This window comes from Pseudomonas sp. GXZC, assembly GCF_026967615.1.
Classification (GTDB): domain Bacteria; phylum Pseudomonadota; class Gammaproteobacteria; order Pseudomonadales; family Pseudomonadaceae; genus Aquipseudomonas; species Aquipseudomonas azotoformans_A.
This window is the reverse complement of sequence record NZ_CP114115.1, coordinates 5,766,427-5,781,883: the sequence shown is the minus strand read 5'-3', so window position 1 is coordinate 5,781,883 and position 15,457 is coordinate 5,766,427. Positions and strand designations below refer to the sequence as shown.

Genomic DNA, 15,457 nt, shown 5'->3' with positions numbered 1-15,457 from the left:
TACGGAGACACTGCCCATGCGAATTCTATTGGTTGAAGACAACCGCGATATTCTGGCCAACCTGGCCGATTACCTGGGGCTAAAAGGCTATACCGTGGACTGTGCGCAGGACGGTTTGTCGGGCCTGCACCTGGCCGCCACCGAGCATTACGACCTGATCGTGCTCGACATCATGCTGCCCGGCATCGATGGCTACACCCTGTGCAAACGCCTGCGTGAAGATGCGCGCCGTGACACACCGGTGATCATGCTCACCGCCCGCGACCAACTGGATGACCGGCTGCAGGGCTTCAAGTCTGGCGCCGATGACTACCTGCTCAAACCGTTTGCCCTGTCGGAACTGGCCGCGCGCATCGAAGCGGTGCTGCGCCGTGCCCAGGGTGGCGGGCGCCGCGCCCTGCAAGTGGGTGACCTGAGCTACGACCTCGACACCCTGGAAGTGACCCGCGAAGGCCGCCTGCTCAAGCTCAACCCAGTTGGCCTGAAACTGCTGGCGGTGCTGATGCAAAAGAGCCCGCACGTGTTGCGCCGCGAAATTCTCGAAGAAGCCTTGTGGGGCGACGACTGCCCGGACAGCGACAGCCTGCGCAGCCACGTCCACCAATTGCGCCAAGTGATCGACAAACCGTTCGCCAAGCCGTTGCTGCAAACGGTGCACGGCGTCGGTTATCGCCTGGCTGAGGGTCGAGATGGAGTTTAAGCAAAGCCTTGCCCAGCGGATCATCATCGCCTTTGCGTTGATGAGTGCGTTGGTGGCGGGGGCCTTCGCCATGGGCATCGTCGCGACGGTGCACCTGGTGGAAGAGAAGTTGATCTCGGCGGGCCTGGGCGGTGACCTGCAGCGCTTGCTGCTGATGGACACGGTCGAAGACTGGCGGCACCGGCCCGAGCCGGATCAGCTGTTTTACTTCAGCGGTGGCCCTGGCGATTTTGAGTTGCCCAAGGATCTGCGTCACCTTGAGCCCGGCTTCCATGAAGTGTTCCGCGAAGCGTTGTCGTATCACGCCATGGTCGAAGTGGTCGACGGTCGGCGCTACGTGTTGCTGCAGGATCAAAGCGATTTTGAAGAGCGCGAGCGCGTGCTGTTTGCCGTGGTGCTGGTGGGTTTCGTCCTCAGCCTGGCGCTGGCGGTATTCCTCGGCTGGGTGTTGGCGCGCAAGGTGATGGCGCCGGTCGTGCGGCTGGCCCGTCAGGTGCGTCACCGTGACCAACTGCTGGGCCTGGCGCCGCCGTTGGCACCGGATTACGCGGCGGATGAAGTGGGGGAACTGGCCGTGGCCTTCGATGCCACCCTGGGACGCCTGCGTCAGGCGCTGTCCCGTGAGCAGTTGTTCACCAGTGATGTCAGCCATGAATTGCGCACACCGTTAATGGTATTGGCCAGCTCCTGCGAGCTGCTGCTGGAAAACCCGGCCATCGACCAGCGTGGGCGCAACCAGGTGCTGCGTATCGCCCGGGCCTGCGAAGAGATGCGCGAACTGGTGCAGACCTTCCTGATGCTGGCCCGTGCCCAGCATGATGAGTCGGCCATGTCGCCGCAGGTCAGCCTCGCGCAAGTGGCCGATGATCTGCTCGGTATCTGGCGCGAGCCCATCGAGCAAAAAGGCCTGGAGCTGATCTACAACCCCGGTCACCCCCTGGACACGCGCTATAACACCACCTTCCTGCACGCCGTCATGGGCAACCTGCTGCGCAACGCCCTGCACTACACCGAACACGGGTTTATCCGCCTGACCCTGGAACCCACGGGCTTTGTGGTGGAAGACAGCGGGGTCGGTATTCCCGAAGACAAACGTGAGGCGATGTTCGAGCCGTTTGTACGCGGCAGCGAGAAACGCGGAGAAGGCCTGGGCCTGGGGTTGTCGCTGGTCCAGCGCATCTGCGAGAACCAGGGCTGGACCGTGAGCCTCAGCACCATGGAGCCCAATGGCTGCCGCTTTCATGTGCAACTGAGTCAGGTCAACGCCTGACTCCACCCTCTGCCGCTATCCTGCCAGAGATCACCGTCATTCGGCGAAGATGGCCCCATGCCATTGTTTGTGTCTGTAAAGTCTTGAAATGTATGGGGATTGGACAGGACAAGTTTTTCACAACGGGTTGACCTGTTGATCACAGACTGCTGCTTAAGGTTGTAGGCATCAGCAACTGGAGATCCGTTGATGTCTACCCCGACCAAACTCGAATTTTCCGAAAAGTACGACGACGAACACGCCCAAGAGTATTTGCTCAAGCATCAGGACAATCTGGCCCGCCGGTTGTCCCACAAACGCGACGAGCAATTGGCCCGTGGCGCGCTGGCGATGGCCGGTGAGCCTGGCCTGGTGCTGGACTTGCCGTGCGGTGCCGGGCGTTTCTGGCCGCTGCTGGCCGAAAAGCCCAACCGCGTCATCATTGGCGCCGACAACTCGGCGTCGATGTTGAAGGTGGCAACGGTCGCCCAGCCCGCCGATGTGGTGAAACGGGTACGACCCTTGCAGACATCTGCGTTTGATATCGATCTGCCGGATAACTCGGTCGACAGCATTTTTTGTATGCGCCTGTTGCACCACATTGGTGATCCGGCGCACCGACTGGCGATATTGCGGGAGTTTCAGCGCGTTACCCGTGACAGCGTGATCGTTTCGCTGTGGGTCGATGGCAATTTCAAAGCCTGGAAACGCAAGCGTCTCGAAGAGCAGCGTCGCAAAAAAGGTGAGCAGGAAGGTTACCAAAATAGATTTGTGTTACCGGCTGCTACTGTTGAAGCAGAATTCGAAGAAGCCGGTTTCCGTGTTCAGGAGTCCCTGGACTTCATTCCGCTCTACGCCATGTGGCGAGTGTATGTATTGCGCAAGAGGTAACAGGATGGCAGTTGAGTGCGTAGCAGGCAGTCATGTAGCGCCCGAAGAACGCTTTGATTATTTCTGGCGCCAGCAAGGCGAGTGGGTCGAAGAACCCAACCGTCGGCGTGGGGGTGAAAGTGGTGTGCAACGCGTGATGAGTGCCAATGGACGCTTGCTCTACAGCAAGCGCCAGACCGGGCACATCTACCGCAGTTGGTTGCACCCGTTTGGCCGTCCCACTGTGTTGCGTGAGCGGGATGCCATCAAGGGCCTGCGCCTGTTGGATGTACGCGTACCCGAGATGGTTTTTTGCGAGGCGCGCCGCGACCCTGAGCACCACTGGCAGGCACTGTTGGTGACTGCGGCCCTCGATGGCTTCGACGAAATTGAAAACTGGTATGCCGCCGGCGGTCGTGAACAGTACGGCGAACTGGTGCATGAGCGCGTGCTCAAGGAGCTTGCTGGCACCTTGGCGCGTATGCACCGTGGGCGCTGGCAGCATGGCTGCCTGTACATCAAGCACATTTTTGTAAGGGTGACCGGCCAGGGCGACTCGGCCAACGTCGAAGTGGCGCTGCTGGATTTCGAGAAATGCCGCCAACGCTTGACCGCTTATCGGGCCGCCTCCCATGACATGCTGCAACTGCGCCGCCATTCGTCGTGGAACGACACGGACTGGAAGAAACTCAGCTACTTTTACGAGACGGCGTTTGGCAGCGCTATCAAGGGTTTAACCAGATGAAGCTAGAAATAGCACGAGGTTTGTTCCTGGTCGGGGCGTTGGGCGTTGCAGCCTTGGCGCTGGCGGCCTGGGAACAGCCTCGCACACAGGTGCTCAGTGCAACGCAGGGTGGCGCGCAATGCCTGTTGCCGCGCGTCGCCAAGGCGAGCACCGCAGCCAAGCCTGATCATGAGTTGTTGCTGTTCATGTTTGGCATGTCTCAAGGGATGAGGCCACAGAGTTGAAACGATTCAAACCCCCAGGAAAGGGCCTTGCGATGCGAGGCCCTTTTTTTTGCTGTGCGCCAGCTCAGATCAGATGCAGGTGGTTATCCCAGAGCCCGGCGGGCAATTCCAACGGCTTTGCCACCAACGGTTTCTGACGACAATCGTAGAACCGGCAACGACCTTGGCCCGAGGTCACGACAAAACCATCCTCAACGGCGCCGACACCGGCACAGTCGGGCAGTGGTCCATCCAGGCGCAGCTCGCCACTGTCCATGTCCCAGATAAAGAAGCGGTTGCCCCGTGGAGCCGTCAACGCCACCAGGCGCAAATCGCTGTGCACCGCGACGCTGGCGGTGTAGTGCCCCATGGCCTGCAACTGCTCATCGGCCACCGGAAACGCCATGAATGGCTGGCCCGGCCGCTTGATCGCCAGCAACTCGGACCGCTCCTGTGACGCGCCCATGAACTGCTGCCCGGTGAGGATGGTGCCATCGCTGGCAATCCCCATATGGCGCACGCTGTTCATCTGCTGGCCCAGGGTTTCCTTGCTGATCAGGCTGCCGTCGCGGTGCATCAGCACCAGGCTTGGCTCCATGGCATTGAGGTTCATTTCCACGCGGCTTTCGGCTTCGGTGCGAATGCCGCCGTTGGCCACCACCAGCGTCTCACCGTCGGGCATCCACGATACCTGATGCGGGCCGATGCCGTGGGTGGAAATCTCGCCGGTATGCAGCAGCCGCTCGCCTTCGAACTTGTATACGCCGAGCAGGCCACGGCCGGGGTCGGTCGTGTCGTTCTCGGTGGCGTACAGCCAGTCGCCGCTCTTGTGAATGACCGCGTGGCCATAGAAATGGCGGTTCGCCTTGGAGGTGATGGTTTGCAGCAGCGCGCCATCACGCAAGTCGATCAGGTAACTCTCGGTGCCTGGGCGACGGGCGACAAACAGTGCAATTGGCAGCGTCGGGTGGTTGATGATGTCGTGGCAGCGCTGGCCGACCTGGGTGGCAAACACCTGCTTGCCGTCCAGGCGAAAGCCCACGGCATAGTGCTTGCCGTCTGCATCATCCCGCGCCGAGAGCAGCAGCGGGCCCTTGTCTTTCCCTTTGAACAGCGTCCAGCCGCCCAGAGTGAGCGCACTGAGCAGCACGCTGCCAACCGCCAAAGCCTGTCGCCTGAGCATCATTAGTCACCGTCGTTGGCGTTAAAGCCCAGTTGGATACCCAGCGCCTTGGCCAGTTCGCCTTCGTGCAGGCGGTGGACGACGTTGAGGCTGTCGTAGAGATCGTTGAGCTGCTGGCGCCCGGCGTCGTCGGCCAGCAGTTCATTAAGGGTGCGCTGGTTGCTGGCGAACAGCTTCAGCGACGCGGCGTAGGCGGCGTCGATCTTGTCGGCCAACGGCTTCTGCTCGGACGGCAGCAGGCCACGCAGGCCTTTGTTGTCGACGCCGACCCATACGGTCTGGGCGGCGGCAAGGCTGGCTTCGAGGCTTTGCAGGGACGACTGGCTGCGCCATGCATCGGCCTGGAAGGGCTGCGGGATGCCCTTGGTCTGGCGGCCCATTGGCGTGCCGAGTTTTTTCTTCAGAGTGTCCAGTGCGGTCACTTGGACGCGCAGCAGATCGGCAATGGCTTCGTGGGAATCGGCGTAGCGCTGGTTCGGAAACTTGGTCATCTGCGCCAGCATGCCGTCGGTGCTGTTCCAGCTGGCCAGGATCTCTTCGGCCAGTGCTTTTTGACGGTCGCCGATGGCCACCAGCAGTGGGCAGTAACGGGCTTTTTGCGCGTCGTCGGCGATGTCGGTCTTGGCGTCGTAGAGGATGTATTCGTAGGCCGACAGGCCTTGTACCACCACGCTGGACTTGGCCAGGGCGGCGCCATCGATCTGCGGCTGGCTGGCGACCAGTTGCTCGACCTGGCGGCCGACCAGGTTCTTCTTGTCCGGCCAGAACTGCACCTGCCACGAACGGTTGCCCTCGGCCAGCGGGCCGATCAACAGCGGTTGCAGCTCGGCCCAGGCCTTTTGCGCGTGCAGGAAGTCGGCGCGGGCGGTGTCCAGGCTCTCTTTGCCTTGGCAGTAGGCCAGGGCGCTGACGGCCAGTTGGCGGTCGGCTTCGACCCAACGGCTGTAGGTCGGCAGGATCACTTGCTTGGCGATGGCCGCCGAGGTCACCGCTTGCGGGTCTTGCGGCGAGCAGGCACCGAGGGCGAGGGCGGCCAGGCTGGTGAACAACAACTTGGGACGGAACATGTCGAGCTCCCTTCTGTAAGTGGGGCGAAGCTTATAAAGAATTCAGGAACGCCAGCAACGCAGCGCGCTGTTCGGCATTAAAGGACAACACATGCTGCTGCGCCGCGTGTGCTTCACCGCCGTGCCACAGCACGGCCTCCAGCAGGTTGCGGGCGCGGCCGTCATGCAAGAACTGGGTGTGGCCACTCACGGTTTGTGTCAGGCCAATGCCCCACAACGGCGGCGTGCGCCAGTCGCGGCCACCGGCCTTGAATTCGCTGCGGTTGTCGGCCAGGCCTTCGCCCATGTCATGCAGCAGCAGGTCGCTGTACGGACGAATCACTTGGTTGGCCAGCTCAGGTTCAGCGGCATTGGCTGCCGTGGTGAACGCGGGTTTGTGGCAACCCTGGCAACCTGCCTGGTAGAACAGGTTCTTGCCGGCCAGCACCTGTGGCGTGTTGACGCCACGGCGCGCCGGCACGGCGAGGTTGCGGGTGTAGAACAGCACCAGGCGCAGGATGTTGTCGCTGACTTCCGGCTCGCCATCAGGGCCATTGCCGTTGGGGGCCTGCTTGCAGGCGACTTGGGCATCGGTGCAGTCATCGAAGGGTCTCAAAGAGGTGGTGAGGCCCATATCACCAGAAAACGCGTGAACATTTTGTTGATTGAGGTTGGGTTGCCCGGCTTTCCAGCCAAAACGCCCGAACACGGTTTTTTGCTGTGCGTCGTCCCAGACCCAATTGGCGCGGCCGACGATGGCTTCTTTGTCGGCGGTCTTCGGGTCGGTATTGCGCAGGATATCGGCGTCGCTGATGGCTTCGAGCAGGCCCAGGCCGATCATGGGCGGGGCGATGCGTGCGGAGAAGCGTGTATCCGGATGCATCGGGCCGTAGCCGAGCTGGGTGATCTGCAGGTCCGGCTTACGCAACTCGACCACCGTGCCGTCCTTGAACGTCACGTTGACCGGTGTGTAGTCGACCCGCACCTTGCCTTCCGGCAGCACGCCCGGCACAGCCATGTCCTGCAATTGCCCGCCGTAGACCGGCTCGGGCACCACGCCGAGCTGTTCGATGAGCTTGGCATAGGGCGCCGCATCCGGAATCGACAGGCGCACCAGCATCGACACTGCATTCGGTGCGTCGGGCAGCGGCGGGTGCCCACGGCCATCCTTGATATGGCAGTTCTGGCAGGCATTGGTGTTGAACAGCGGTCCAAGTCCATCACGTGCGGTGGTGGTGGACGGCGCGATCACCCAGGGGCTGCGAAAGAAGCTGTTGCCGACGCTGAAATCCAGGCGGCGGGTAGGCGACAGGTTGGCCGAGGGCAGGGAAAACGCGTTCTGGTCGCGCTTGTTCACAGTCGCGGCACCGCCCGCCCGTGATTCACCCGGCTCGGCCTTGGTAAACCTGGGCGCGTCATCGCAGGCGGCCAGGCTCAAGGCCAGCACGGCTGCGGACAGGCGAAAAAGCGAACGGAACATCAAGTTTCCCGGACGAAGGCAAAAAATAAGGTCGCAAAGTCTAACAGGGCGGGGCGCAATGAATAAGAGCAATTATCGTTTGGTCGAATCCGATTCATTCCCGCTAGAATGGCCGCACATTTTTCTCTGGAGGTGGCCAATGCAGGCTCTCGACGCTTTGCTCAACCGTGTTTCCGTGCCGCGTCTGCTGGAACCGGCACCGACCCAGGAGCAGCGCGACGTGCTGTTCGCCGCCGCGATGCGCGCGCCTGACCACGGCCAATTGCGCCCTTGGCGCTTCCTCACCGTTGAAGGTTCCGCTCGCGAACAGATGGGCACGCTGCTGGCCGAGGCTGCGCGCCTGCAAGACGCCGATGCGCCACAAGCCGCCATCGACAAGGCCCAGAACGGCCCGTTGCGTGCGCCGTTGGTGGTGGTGGTGATTGCCCGTTTGCAGGAACACTTCAAGGTGCCGAAATCCGAGCAATTGCTGGCAGCCGCCTGTGCGGCCCACGGCATCCTGCTGGCGGCGTATGCCCAGGGGATTGGCGCCGTGTGGCGCACGGGTGAACTGTCCTATTCGGCCCATGTCGCCAAAGGCCTGGGGCTGACGGCAGACGAGGAAGTGATTGGCTTCCTTTACCTGGGCACGCCGCAGAATCCGCCGCGTACGGCGCCCAAGGAAGATGTGGCGGCGTTTGTCAGTGCCTGGACCGGCGTTTAAACCCTGAACTGATCCATCAGCTTCATCTGCTGGCTGGCCAACGCATTGAGTTGGCTGCTGATGGCCGCCGACTCGGTGGCCTGGCCGGTGAGGGTTTCGGTCACGGTGCGGATCGCCGAGACGTTGCGGTTGACCTCTTCGGCCACGGCGCTCTGTTGTTCGGCGGCGCTGGCGATTTGCAGGTTCATGTCGCTGATCACGGTCACCGCATCGCTGATCTTGCCCAAGGCCTGCACCGCTTGATGGATCTGCCCGGCATTGCTCTGGGCCTGGCTCTGGCTTGAGTGCATGGTCGCCACCACGCCACGGGTGCCGCTCTGGATGCGTTCGATGACCAGGCGGATTTCCTCCACGGAGTCCTGGGTGCGCTTGGCCAGGTTGCGCACTTCGTCGGCCACCACCGCAAAGCCACGTCCGCTTTCTCCGGCGCGTGCCGCTTCGATGGCGGCGTTCAGCGCCAGCAAATTGGTCTGCTCGGCGATGCTGCGGATCACTTCCAGCACCGAACCAATCTGCTCGCTGTTGACCGCCAAGGCTTCGACTTCGCCCACGGCCTTGCTGACTTCTTCGGCCAGGGTGGTGATGTCGCGGGTGCTCTGCTCGATGATCGACATGCCTTCGCGCGCCGACTGATCCGCCCCGCGTGCCGCGCTGGCGGCATTGGAGGCGCTGTTGGCGACGTCGTGGGCAGTCGCGCTCATCTCGTTGGAGGCCGTAGCCACTTGGTCGATTTCGCGGAACTGCACCTGCATGCCTTCGCTGGTCTGGCGCGCGATGGCGGAGGACTGATCGGCGGTGCCACGGGCTTCGGTGATGCTTTGCTTGATCTGGGCGATGGTCGGTTGCAGCTTGTCGAGGAAGCGGTTGAACCAGTTGACCAGTTCACCCAATTCGTCCTTCTTGGCGTAAGCCAGGCGTTGAGTCAGGTCGCCGTCGCCGCTGGCGATGTCTTTGAGCATGGCGGCCACGCTGTTGATTGGGCGAGTTACGCCGGTGGCGGTCAGCCAGATCAGCAGCAGGCCCAGCAAGCCGGCCGCGGCGGCCACCAGCAGCGCCTTGAGGGTGCCGGCGGCCTGGGCGTCGTCGAGTACGCCTTGCAGTTTCACGTTATCGGCGAGCATCACGTCTTTGGGCAGCTTGATCACCACGCCCCAGGCTTTGGCGTCGGCAATCGGCTTGACCGGGTACACGGCCCGAATGGTGCCGTCCTGTTCGCGGATCATGCGGTTATCACTGGCCAGCAACTGCACGATTTCCTTGCCTTCGGCGCCAAGGGTGTCGATCAGGTTCTTGCCGACCTTGGCCGGCTCACCGCTGTAGGCCGCGATCAGGCCGGTGCTTGAAAGGATTTCCAGGTGCGCGGCGCCATTGAACAGGTCTTTCTGTGCGATATCAGTGGTGGCTTGCAACGCATTCAGGGCAATGTCGACGCCCACCACGCCGATAACCTTGCCGTCCACGATCAGCGGCAGCGAGATGGTCGTCATCAACACGGGTTTGCCGGCCACGGTGTCTTCGTACGGGTCCAGCAGGCAAGTGTTACGCGTGTCGCGTGGGCAGGTGTACCAAATGTTGTAGGGCGTGCCGCTGAGGTTGAGGGTGGTCTTGGTCAAGTCGTCCTCGACCATGATGGTGTTCAGGCCTTCGCCTGCGGCGCGGCTCCAGTAACTGGAGAAGCGGCCTTTTTCGTTGGAGACGCGGGCTTTGTCGTCGATGAACTCGCTGTCCTTGCCGTCCAGGCCATTGGGCTCGAATGAAAGCCAGATGCCCAACACCTTATTGTTACGGTCAAAGGCGGTTTTCAGGCTCTGGTTGAGCGCCTCGCGCAACGCCCCAGCTTCAAGCCCGCGCTGGGTGGCCAGCTTGCGCAAGTCCTTGATCTGGTCGGCCAGCGCGGTCACGGCCACCAGGCTGTCGCCGAAGGTTTTCTGCAACTGCACCGCTTGCTCGGCAGCCTTGGCCTGCAGCAATTGCTCAACGCTGGCGGTGAGCATGCGCGAACTGGAGTCGCTGACCAGTTGATCGTTCTGGTTGGTGTTGTAGATGTTGATGCCGACGACCAGCGCGATCACCCCCAACAGGCAAAGGCCCGACAGCAACACGATTTTCAAGCGAATGGAGAGGGTGTCGAACATAGGTTCACTCACGAATGGACTTGTTGGAAGGCACGCAGTGCAGGCCAAGTCCATTCAGCGCTATGTCTGAAACATCGGCGTCATGAATCAATTCATGAGAGAGAGGCGATGAGCGGTAGTAAAAACCCTACACGCGCCGTTATACGGGCGCTGCGAGCCGTTCCGGGCGTGACCAGATCCACAGGTTGCCCAGGCTCATCCCGGCGATCGCCAGGTAGATCGGCCAGCCGTGATCAAGCATCACCAGCATCAGGATGGCGCACAACAGCATGCTCACCGTGGCACTGACTTTGGCGCGGCGGGCGATGATCTTGCCGTTGCGCCAGTTGAACAGGATGGGCCCGAACAGCCGGTGGTTTTCCAGCCAGGCGCTGAGGCGCGGTGAGCTTTTGGTGGCGGCCCAGGCGGCGAGCAGAATGAATTCGGTGGTGGGCAACCCCGGCACGACAATCGCCACCAGCCCGATGCCCAGGCTGACGTAGGCCAGCAGGCCGAAGAGGATCCGGGCGATTTTCGAGGTGGATTGGGTTTTGCGAGTCATGGTGAAGCTTATCTGGTAGGGAAAATGCAGATTATCTGAGCTGGAATGCAATCAAGTGTGGGAGCTGGCTTGCCTGCGATAGCAGTATGTCAGTCAGTGCATCTATATCTGACGCACCGCTATCGCAGGCAAGCCAGCTCCCACATTGATCCGGTTTCTACCGGAACATTACGCCAGTTCAGGGGCGCTAGCGTACGCTTGTTCCAGCAAGACGGTGAAGCGTACAAACGCGTCGATTGCGCCTTTTTCCACCGCAGCCTCTTCTTCGGCGCTGAATTCCAGGGCATCGAGCGTACGGGTGAAGCGCTTCCAGCCTTCGGCACGACCACCGGCGGGCTCACCCAGGTGACGGGCACCGAAGGTTTCGCTCAGGCCCAGGCCCACGGCGCGCTTGATCAGGAACGCAGCGCCCAGCTTGGAGCCTTCGGACACGAACAGCCAGCCCAGGGCTTCGGCTTTGCTCGGGCTCTTCACGGCACCGGCGACCGGTGCAGGCACTTCGGTGTCGAGGTCGCCCAGGTCCAGCTTGGCGGCTTCGGCGCGGCAACGCTCGGCCAGGTCCGGCACGATCTTGATCAGCTCGGCATCGTTGTACAGCGCTACCAGTTCCGACTGGAACAGGTACTGCGCGACCACGAAGCGGGCGAAATTGGCCTGGGTTTCAAACGGCGCGTGGGCTTTGACCAGGGCGTCAAGCTTGGTGTGTGGTTCATTGGTGATCTGGTTCAGGCGCTGGGAGCGAAGGTTTGGGCGTTCTGCGGTTGGAGAAGCGGTCATGAAAAAGTCCTTGAGAAGGGGAGCGCCTGGGTGCCCTAAAGAGAGCTGTTATCAACTAGACGAACAAGAAGACGCGGTACAGTAAAAAATCCTCACCTCGTCGATGAAATTTCGACGAGGTGAGTGGGGCGGATCAGATGTCCCAGATCAGGTTGATCGCAAAGTTGCGACCCGGCTGGGTCAGGCGGTCGAGGTTGGCCGGGGAGGTCACGCCGGCTTCGCCGACGCCGTCGTAGCTGCGTACGTCGTCCCAGTTCCAGTACTTCTTGTCGGTGAGGTTGTAGAGGCCGCCATTGATGGTCACGTCGTTGGTGACCTTGTAGAAGCCGGTCAGGTCGACGATGCCAAAGCCTGGGGTCTTGAACGGGCCCTTGGACTTGTCGCCGTCTGGCGAGAAGAAGGTGGTGCTGTCGACGCGGTTCTGTTTTTTGACCAGTGTCCAACTGACCAACGCGCCGTATTGTTCCTGGTCGTAACCCAGACCGAACACGCCCTTGAGCGGGTTGACGCTGTTGAGAGGTTCGCCGGTCTCATCGTTGCGGCCATAGGCGTACGCCACCGCACCTTGGGTGTACAGGCCTTGGGGCGCGCCAAACGCGTCCAGGTTCATGCGGCCCTTGGCTTCGATGCCCTTGATGGTGGCGCGCTTGATGTTGAACGGCTGGAAGATCGTCCCGGTGGGGGCGACAGAGGTGTTGTCCTCGTCGATGAAGTCTTTGTACTTGTTGTAGAACACTGCGACATCGAAGTTACCCGCGTCGAAGTTACCGCGAATCCCGGTCTCGATGCCTTTGCTGGTTTCCGGCTTGAGGCTCGGGTTTGGCTCGACCACGTACCCTTGCTGGATATTCTCAAAGCGGCCGTACAGGGCCTTGGCTGACGGCGTGCGGAAACCTTCGGCGTATTGGCCGAACCAGGTGTAGTGGTCAGTCAGCGCGTAGGTCAGGCCGAATTTCGGCGAAACACGGTGCCAGGTCTTGGTGTCGTCGTCGTGTGGGTAGATCCGGTTCGGGTCGGTGGCGTTGAGGAAGTCCTCGGTCAGCTTGGGTTTGAGCTGGGTGTAGTCATAGCGAACGCTGGGCAGGAAGGTCCAGTTGTTCCAGGCGATCTGGTCCTGGGCAAACAGCGAATAGGTATTGATGGTCGGGTCCGGGAAGTCGCTGGCCTTTCTCACGCTGTCTGTGGCGGACGGGCTGGGGGCGCCGATGGCGGTACAACCGCTGCCGACGGCCAGGCAGGTGGCGGCACCTTCACGGGAACCGGTGACTTTCTGCTGCTTGAGGGTGGTGCCGTAGGTCACCTGGTGATCGGTCTCGCCGATGCTGAAGGCCTTGTCCAGTTGGGCATCGAATACCCATTGTTTTTCCTGGTAGAGCGTATCGCGGGTCCGCAGCACGCGACGGCCTGCCTGATAGATCTCGGCGGTGGTCTGGTCGGTCTTGGCAATCTGATAGTTGAGGCTGGTCTTGATGCGGTCGGCAATCGGCGATTCGAGCGCGAAGCTGTTTTCCAGGCCGAAGCGCTCACGGGTGATGGTGTCGTTGCCCGAGCGTGCGCGGTACAGGTTGGGGGAGACGGGGGCACCGGTGTTGAACGGCCCGCCTATGGCGTTCTTCTGGTTAGTGTCGCGATCGTCCTTGTACTTCTCGTAGGTCAGGCCGAGGCGATTGTCTTCACCATAATTCCAGCCCAGCTTGGCCAGGATGTTGGTGGTGCGCGCGTCTTCCGGGTTGGCGCCGGTACGGGCCAGGCCGGTGGCGTTGTTGCCGTCGTAGGACTCCATTTCATGACCGTTGCGCTGGCTCAGGTGCAGCAAGCCGTCGAAGTCCTGCACGCGACCAGCGAAGGTGCCGGAGGTCAGCCAGCTTTCATCGGCGGAGCTGTAGCCGGTCTTGAGACGGGCGCCGACGTCCTGGCCAGGCTTGATGATGTCGTCCGGGTCGAGGGTGAAGTAACTCACTGCACCGCCAATGGCGCTGCTGCCGTACAGGGCCGAGGCCGGACCGCGCAGGATCTCGACGCGCTTGACGATTTCCGGGTCGACGTAGTTGCGACGGGTCTTGGCGTAGGGGCCGTTGAAGAAGTTGTCCGGCACTTCCACGCCATCGACCTGGGTGAGGATGCGGTCGCCGTCGATGCCGCGAATGTTGAAACCGGCGTTACCGGCGCGGGTGCCGGCGCCACCGACCGAAACGCCGGGCTCATAGCGCACCAGCTCGCGGATGGTGTTGACGTTCTGGCGGTCCAGCTCTTCGCGGTCATGCACGCTGACGGTGCTCGGTACGCTGCTCACGTCCTGCTCATTGCGAGTGGCGCTGATGGTCACCTGTTGCAGGTTGAGGGTGCTGCCTGCTGCGCGTTTTTCCAGGACGATGTTGTTGCTGCCCAGTTTGCGATAGCTCAGGTTGGTCCCCACCAACAGCCGGTCCAGGGCTTTTTCCGGCGGCAGCGGGCCGCGCACGCCAGGGGACGACACACCCTGGCCCAACTCAGCGGGCAGGCCGACTTGCCAGCCGGTCACGGCGGTAAAGGCGTTGAGGGCCGAGACCAGCGATTGCTGCTCGATGCTGAAGTTGTAGTTGCCGTGACTGCGCGCAGCAGGTTCGGCGGCGGTGGCGCTCATCACTGGCGCACCGGCCAGCAGAATGGCGGCCGTCAGCAAGGACAGGACGGGCGAAGAGGACCGGCGGTTGAAACAAGAGGACATCGAGAGCGCTCCGGGGTACGAATCTTATAGTTGCGAACTGAAACAAATAGGAATCAGTTGCATTGGCTAAGACGAGACGTACCACCCTCAGCTATCGAGTAAAAATAATTCTCATTTAGTTCAAGATCACCAGCGCCGGGTATTCCGACAGCTTGGCCGAAGTGATGTGGGCCAGGGATCGCACCACATCCAGAGGCTGGTCGAGGCGATAGTTGCCGGTGACGGCGACACTGGCCAGTTGGTCATTGGTGTTGACGATCCAACCCGGGTAATAGCGACGCAACTCGGCGAGCACTTCGCTCATCGGGCAGTTTTCGAAAATCAGCCGTCCTTGCACCCAGGCCAGGTCCTTGTTGGCGTCCAGCTTGGCCGGCTGGCCGAAGCCCTTGGGCCCGATGCGGATGCTTTCACCGGCGCTCAGGCGCACGCGGGCATCATCGAAGGTGTTGCTCAGGTCGACATCGCCGCGTTGCACTTGCACCTGGGCTTCGCCATTCAGGTAACGCACGGCGAAAGCCGTATCGCGCACGCTGGCACGGACAGGGCCGGCGTCGATTTCCAGGGGCAGGCCGTGGCTGGGCACGATTTCGAAAAACGCCTCGCCCTGGTACAGGCGGGCGATACGCTGGTGGTCCCTGATACTGCTGGAAAACGCCGAGTTGGTGTTCAGCAGCACCTTGGAGCCGTCGTCCAGTTGCAGGCGCTGGCGTTCGCCCACCACGGTGAGGTGGTCGGCTTGCAGGCGTACCGGCAGGTTGCTGAAGCTAAACAGGCCGATCAGCAGCACGGCGGCGGTAGCCAGTGGTTTCCAATGCGGTTTGATGCGGCGCCAGGCGCTGGGCTTGCGCGGTACGGCCAGTGCGACGGCGGCACTGTGCACCGGCGCGCCACCCCAGGCGGCCTGGGCCTTGGCGAAAGCATGAACGTGGGCGGGATCGCTGGCCAGCCAGGCTTCGAATTCGGCTTGCTGCCCGGGTTGCGGGCACTGCAAGGCGATCAGCCAGTCGAGGGCTTGGTCCATAGCCGTGTCTTGCAACACCTCATGAGCCAGCTCATGGGGCTGCAGTTTATTCGGGTCCGTCACGGTGTTCCTCGGGTCTTCGCCACGTTCTATTCAA

General features: G+C 61.8%; 14 protein-coding genes and 1 pseudogene. 6 read left to right on the top strand and 9 right to left on the bottom strand.

The window, feature by feature from the left end; genetic code table 11:
• Positions 1–16: 16 nt before the first annotated feature.
• The 5 genes from colR (at position 17) to OZ428_RS27320 (ending at position 3,788) form a co-directional block, all read left to right on the top strand.
• Entirely contained in the window at positions 17–700 is a 684-nt protein-coding gene (colR, locus tag OZ428_RS27340) for a two-component system response regulator ColR (RefSeq protein WP_003175870.1), read from the top strand.
• The gene (locus OZ428_RS27335; RefSeq protein WP_033898552.1) at positions 690–1,970 is read left to right on the top strand and encodes a sensor histidine kinase; all 1,281 of its coding nucleotides are present in this window, start codon (positions 690–692) and stop codon (positions 1,968–1,970) included. The genes colR and OZ428_RS27335 overlap by 11 nt, the downstream gene beginning before the upstream one ends.
• Positions 1,971–2,159: 189 nt before the next feature.
• Positions 2,160–2,840: a class I SAM-dependent methyltransferase gene (locus OZ428_RS27330; protein WP_269131907.1), complete on the top strand. Its 681-nt coding sequence runs from the start codon at positions 2,160–2,162 to the stop codon at positions 2,838–2,840.
• Between the two features lie 4 nt (positions 2,841–2,844).
• Positions 2,845–3,564 (top strand): lipopolysaccharide kinase InaA family protein, encoded by a 720-nt coding sequence (locus tag OZ428_RS27325; protein WP_033898549.1) that lies wholly within the window; start codon positions 2,845–2,847, stop codon positions 3,562–3,564.
• Entirely contained in the window at positions 3,561–3,788 is a 228-nt protein-coding gene (locus OZ428_RS27320; RefSeq protein WP_028617789.1) for a hypothetical protein, read from the top strand. Before OZ428_RS27325 ends, OZ428_RS27320 begins: the two co-directional genes overlap by 4 nt.
• A 64-nt stretch (positions 3,789–3,852) precedes the next feature.
• Here OZ428_RS27320 and OZ428_RS27315 read toward each other — a convergent pair whose 3' ends face one another.
• From OZ428_RS27315 to OZ428_RS27305, 3 genes are read right to left on the bottom strand one after another with little or no spacing between them, the layout of a single operon-like run.
• Entirely contained in the window at positions 3,853–4,950 is a 1,098-nt protein-coding gene (locus OZ428_RS27315; protein WP_269134228.1) for a DUF1513 domain-containing protein, read from the bottom strand.
• Between the two features lie 2 nt (positions 4,951–4,952).
• Positions 4,953–6,017 carry an imelysin family protein gene (locus tag OZ428_RS27310; protein WP_033898548.1) on the bottom strand — a complete coding sequence of 355 codons (1,065 nt, stop codon included), beginning with the start codon at positions 6,015–6,017 and terminating at the stop codon, positions 4,953–4,955.
• A gap of 31 nt (positions 6,018–6,048) precedes the next feature.
• Complete coding sequence (locus OZ428_RS27305) at positions 6,049–7,476, bottom strand: di-heme oxidoreductase family protein (protein WP_269131906.1); 1,428 nt, start codon at positions 7,474–7,476, stop codon at positions 6,049–6,051.
• 139 nt (positions 7,477–7,615) lie between these two features.
• Here OZ428_RS27305 and OZ428_RS27300 point away from each other — a divergent pair, with 139 nt between their 5' ends.
• Positions 7,616–8,179 carry an NAD(P)H nitroreductase gene (locus tag OZ428_RS27300; protein ID WP_269131905.1) on the top strand — a complete coding sequence of 188 codons (564 nt, stop codon included), beginning with the start codon at positions 7,616–7,618 and terminating at the stop codon, positions 8,177–8,179.
• On the opposite strand, the gene OZ428_RS34790 is transcribed toward OZ428_RS27300, so the two are convergent.
• The 6 genes and pseudogenes from OZ428_RS34790 to OZ428_RS27275 all read right to left on the bottom strand — a co-directional run bounded on the left by OZ428_RS34790 (position 8,176) and on the right by OZ428_RS27275 (position 15,423).
• Entirely contained in the window at positions 8,176–8,931 is a 756-nt protein-coding gene (locus OZ428_RS34790) for a methyl-accepting chemotaxis protein (protein WP_370468593.1), read from the bottom strand. The genes OZ428_RS27300 and OZ428_RS34790 overlap by 4 nt on opposite strands.
• Before the next feature lie 102 nt (positions 8,932–9,033).
• Positions 9,034–10,173, bottom strand: a pseudogene (locus tag OZ428_RS34785) (PDC sensor domain-containing protein); the annotation flags it as partial.
• Positions 10,174–10,453: 280 nt separating this feature from the next.
• On the bottom strand, positions 10,454–10,855 hold the full coding sequence (locus tag OZ428_RS27290; RefSeq protein WP_269131904.1) for a YbaN family protein: 402 nt from the start codon (positions 10,853–10,855) through the stop codon (positions 10,454–10,456).
• A gap of 168 nt (positions 10,856–11,023) precedes the next feature.
• Entirely contained in the window at positions 11,024–11,632 is a 609-nt protein-coding gene (locus OZ428_RS27285) for a biliverdin-producing heme oxygenase (protein WP_269131903.1), read from the bottom strand.
• 133 nt (positions 11,633–11,765) lie between these two features.
• Positions 11,766–14,339, bottom strand: a complete 2,574-nt coding sequence (locus OZ428_RS27280; protein WP_269131902.1) for a TonB-dependent receptor — start codon at positions 14,337–14,339, stop codon at positions 11,766–11,768.
• A 115-nt stretch (positions 14,340–14,454) separates the two neighbouring features.
• On the bottom strand, positions 14,455–15,423 hold the full coding sequence (locus OZ428_RS27275; protein ID WP_269131901.1) for a FecR family protein: 969 nt from the start codon (positions 15,421–15,423) through the stop codon (positions 14,455–14,457).
• Positions 15,424–15,457 lie beyond the last annotated feature (34 nt).

Bases quoted from the DNA above. Each gene is read 5' to 3' on its own strand.
- colR (WP_003175870.1), top strand. From the start codon at position 17: ATGCGAATTCTATTGGTTGAAGACAACCGCGATATTCTGGCCAACCTG.
- OZ428_RS27335 (WP_033898552.1), top strand. From the start codon at position 690: ATGGAGTTTAAGCAAAGCCTTGCCCAGCGGATCATCATCGCCTTTGCG.
- OZ428_RS27330 (WP_269131907.1), top strand. From the start codon at position 2,160: ATGTCTACCCCGACCAAACTCGAATTTTCCGAAAAGTACGACGACGAA.
- OZ428_RS27325 (WP_033898549.1), top strand. From the start codon at position 2,845: ATGGCAGTTGAGTGCGTAGCAGGCAGTCATGTAGCGCCCGAAGAACGC.
- OZ428_RS27320 (WP_028617789.1), top strand. From the start codon at position 3,561: ATGAAGCTAGAAATAGCACGAGGTTTGTTCCTGGTCGGGGCGTTGGGC.
- OZ428_RS27315 (WP_269134228.1), bottom strand. From the start codon at position 4,950: ATGCTCAGGCGACAGGCTTTGGCGGTTGGCAGCGTGCTGCTCAGTGCG.
- OZ428_RS27310 (WP_033898548.1), bottom strand. From the start codon at position 6,017: ATGTTCCGTCCCAAGTTGTTGTTCACCAGCCTGGCCGCCCTCGCCCTC.
- OZ428_RS27305 (WP_269131906.1), bottom strand. From the start codon at position 7,476: ATGTTCCGTTCGCTTTTTCGCCTGTCCGCAGCCGTGCTGGCCTTGAGC.
- OZ428_RS27300 (WP_269131905.1), top strand. From the start codon at position 7,616: ATGCAGGCTCTCGACGCTTTGCTCAACCGTGTTTCCGTGCCGCGTCTG.
- OZ428_RS34790 (WP_370468593.1), bottom strand. From the start codon at position 8,931: ATGCAGGTGCAGTTCCGCGAAATCGACCAAGTGGCTACGGCCTCCAAC.
- OZ428_RS27290 (WP_269131904.1), bottom strand. From the start codon at position 10,855: ATGACTCGCAAAACCCAATCCACCTCGAAAATCGCCCGGATCCTCTTC.
- OZ428_RS27285 (WP_269131903.1), bottom strand. From the start codon at position 11,632: ATGACCGCTTCTCCAACCGCAGAACGCCCAAACCTTCGCTCCCAGCGC.
- OZ428_RS27280 (WP_269131902.1), bottom strand. From the start codon at position 14,339: ATGTCCTCTTGTTTCAACCGCCGGTCCTCTTCGCCCGTCCTGTCCTTG.